The sequence below is a fragment of the Actinomadura sp. BRA 177 genome, from assembly GCF_013372625.1.
In the GTDB taxonomy this organism is placed as follows: domain Bacteria; phylum Actinomycetota; class Actinomycetes; order Streptosporangiales; family Streptosporangiaceae; genus Spirillospora.
This window is the reverse complement of record NZ_JABXFD010000692.1, coordinates 1-1116: the sequence shown is the minus strand read 5'-3', so window position 1 is coordinate 1116 and position 1116 is coordinate 1. Positions and strand designations below refer to the sequence as shown.

The following is a 1116-nucleotide window of genomic DNA, read 5'->3' as shown; positions in this document are numbered from 1 at the left end:
CGTTTGTGGTGGCGTTCTGGTGATGCCGCCCGCGCTGTGGGTGGTATGTGGTTAGATGTGTACGAGTTAACTACTCGATTTTTTTTTTGTGTGATACGGCGACCACGTAGAGCTACATTATCGTCTTCGTGGGCGGCGGGAGATGGGTATAAGGGCCAGGTCGTGCTGTGCGGCGGCCATCACGCCGCCGAGCCCGCCGCACAGCACGACGGCGCCGCGCCCGGCCAGCAGCCGCCCGGTCTCGTAGGCCAGGTCCCATTCGGCTCCGGTGCACTCGCCGGGCCCGCACACCGCCACCTGGACGGCCACGCCGGGCCTACTCGGCGCCGTGCCGGGCGGCGATCTCGTCGATCTTGGCGGCGAGGTCGAAGTCCTTGCCGGTGATGCCGCCGGCGCTGTGGGTGGACAGCGTGAACGTCAGCGTCCGCCAGCGGATGTCGATGTCGGGATGGTGGCCAGCGTCCTCGGCGGCGCGGGCGACGTCGGTGACCACGTCGATCCCGGCCGGGAACGAGGGCGCCTTGACCTGCCTGCGGATGGCGTCGCCGTCCCGGTCCCAGGCGGGCAGGCCGCGCAGGCGGTCCGCGACGGCGGTGTCGTCGAGCGTGTCGGCCATCGGCTCACTCCTGTCCATCGGCTCTGATGCCGTTCTCCTTCCCACTACATCACGCCCCTCACCCCGTGCCGAGGTCGTACAGGACGGTGCCGCCGGCGGTGGTGGCGGTGTAGTTCGCGGCGACCCATTCGCTGATCTTCCGCGCGGCGTCGCTGCCGCTGCCGGCGCGCATCGCCATGCCGCCTCCCCCGCCGATGAAGTAGTGGATCCTCCCTTGGCGGACCAGGCTCTGGAACCCGGCGAGGGTCGGGGCGGGATCGGTGCCGTTGAACCCGCCGACCGCCATCACCGGCTCCCCGGTCGCGAGCTGGTACCCGGCGGCGGTGTTGGACCCGACGGCCGCCGCGACCCAGGTGTAGGAGGCGGCGTCCGCTGTGAGCGCGGTGGTGGCGGCGGCGCCCGGGGTGCCGGCGTCCAGCAGCCCGCCCGGCCCCCTACCCCGTGGCCGTCCGGCCCCTGGGGGCTTGCGGCCGGGGCCGTTGCCGAAGCCCGTCGCTTAA

At 71.5% G+C, this 1116-nt stretch carries 3 protein-coding genes; all 3 read right to left on the bottom strand.

Annotation, left to right across the window (positions count from 1 at the left end; genetic code table 11):
* Window positions 1–117: 117 nt before the first annotated feature.
* Genes HUX53_RS38200 through HUX53_RS40450 form a run of 3 tightly spaced genes read right to left on the bottom strand, consistent with a single transcriptional unit; the run spans window position 118 to window position 902 of the window.
* A complete protein-coding gene (locus HUX53_RS38200; RefSeq protein ID WP_176408146.1) occupies window positions 118–309 on the bottom strand; it encodes a hypothetical protein in 192 nt (63 codons plus the stop codon).
* 7 nt (window positions 310–316) lie between these two features.
* A complete protein-coding gene (locus tag HUX53_RS38195) occupies window positions 317–616 on the bottom strand; it encodes a 4a-hydroxytetrahydrobiopterin dehydratase (protein ID WP_176408145.1) in 300 nt (99 codons plus the stop codon).
* Between the two features lie 58 nt (window positions 617–674).
* Window positions 675–902 carry a hypothetical protein gene (locus HUX53_RS40450; protein ID WP_217920388.1) on the bottom strand — a complete coding sequence of 76 codons (228 nt, stop codon included), beginning with the start codon at window positions 900–902 and terminating at the stop codon, window positions 675–677.
* Between the last annotated feature and the right edge of the window lie 214 nt (window positions 903–1116).

Excerpts from the sequence above, each read along its gene's own strand:
- HUX53_RS40450 (WP_217920388.1), bottom strand. The coding sequence starts at position 902 with ATGGCGGTCGGCGGGTTCAACGGCACCGATCCCGCCCCGACCCTCGCC.
- HUX53_RS38195 (WP_176408145.1), bottom strand. The coding sequence starts at position 616 with ATGGCCGACACGCTCGACGACACCGCCGTCGCGGACCGCCTGCGCGGC.